This window comes from Streptomyces sp. NPDC000983, from assembly GCF_040299205.1.
In the GTDB taxonomy this organism is placed as follows: domain Bacteria; phylum Actinomycetota; class Actinomycetes; order Streptomycetales; family Streptomycetaceae; genus Streptomyces.
Map to the genome: position 1 here is coordinate 1 of NZ_JBEPBM010000126.1, position 1,282 is coordinate 1,282.

1 protein-coding gene and 1 pseudogene are annotated in these 1,282 nt (G+C 67.2%); both read right to left on the reverse strand.

Annotation, left to right across the window (positions count from 1 at the left end; translation table 11 throughout):
- A partial coding sequence (locus ABT296_RS38640; RefSeq protein WP_351934842.1) for an alpha-amylase family glycosyl hydrolase occupies positions 1 to 851 on the reverse strand: 851 nt, incomplete at its 3' end.
- Positions 848 to 1,282, reverse strand: a pseudogene (locus ABT296_RS38645) (DUF3459 domain-containing protein); the annotation flags it as partial. The gene ABT296_RS38640 and the pseudogene ABT296_RS38645, both read right to left, overlap by 4 nt.

The window sequence follows — 1,282 nt, forward strand, 5'->3', positions numbered from 1 at the left end:
ATGTGGCATTCGTCGCCGCCGCTGCGGTAGTCGCCGAAGTAGTCGACGACGTCCTCGGGCCACTGGTTCGCCTCCGCCAGCAGCACCGTGTCCGGGTACATCGCGTCGATCTCGCGGCGGACCCGCTTGAGGAACGCGTGGGACGCCGGAAGGTTTTCGCAGTTGGTGCCCTCCTCGGCGTAGAGGTAGGGCACGGCGTCCAGCCGGAACCCGTCGATGCCGAGGTCGAGCCAGAAGCGCAGGGCGCCCAGGATCTCCTCCTGCACGGCCGGGTTCTCGTAGTTGAGGTCCGGCTGGTGGGAGAAGAACCGGTGGAAGTAGTACTGCTGCCGCACCGGGTCGAAGGTCCAGTTCGACACCTCGGTGTCCACGAAGATGATCCGGGCGTCGGCGTACTTCTTGTCGTCGTCGGCCCACATGTAGAAGTCGCCGTACGGCCCCTCGGGGTCCTTGCGGGACTCCTGGAACCACGGGTGCTGGTCGCTGGTGTGGTTCATGACGAAGTCGATGATGACGCGCATGCCGCGCTGGTGGGCGGAGTCGACGAACTCCACGAAGTCGGCGAGGTCGCCGAACTCGGGCAGGACGGCCGTGTAGTCGGAGACGTCGTAACCGCCGTCCCGCAGGGGGGACTTGAAGAAGGGCGGCAGCCACAGGCAGTCGACGCCGAGCCACTGGAGGTAGTCGAGCTTGGCGGTCAGCCCCTTGAGGTCGCCGACGCCGTCGCCGTTGCTGTCCTGGAAGGAGCGGACCAGCACCTCGTAGAAGACGGCGCTCTTGAACCAGTCGGGATGCCGGTCCTTGACCGGGGTGTCCTCGAAGGTGTCGTGGACGGGCTCGTTGACGGTCATGGCGCGGTCGACTCTCCGATCTGCGGCGAGGTGGGCGTGGCCCGGACGTGGAGGACGTGCGCGGGGGCCCGGCCGGGCTCCAGGCGCACGTAGTTGGTCCCGCCCCAGGTGTAGCTCTCACCCGTCAGTTCGTCGTGGACGGACAGGGAGGCGTCCGGGGCCAGGCCCAGTTGCGGCATGTCCAACGAGACCGTCGCCTCCTGGGTGTGGTGCGGATCGAGGTTCACGACCACCACCACGACGTCCTGGCCGGCGCGCTTGCTGTAGGCGATGACGGCGTCGTTGTCGGTGTGGTGGAAACGCAGGTTCCGCAGCCGGTGCAGCGCCGGATGGCGACGCCGTACGGCGTTGAGCTTGGTGATGAGGGGGGCGATGGTGTCGGCGGACTCCCAGTCACGGGGCCGTAGTTGGTACTTCTCGGAGTCGAGGTA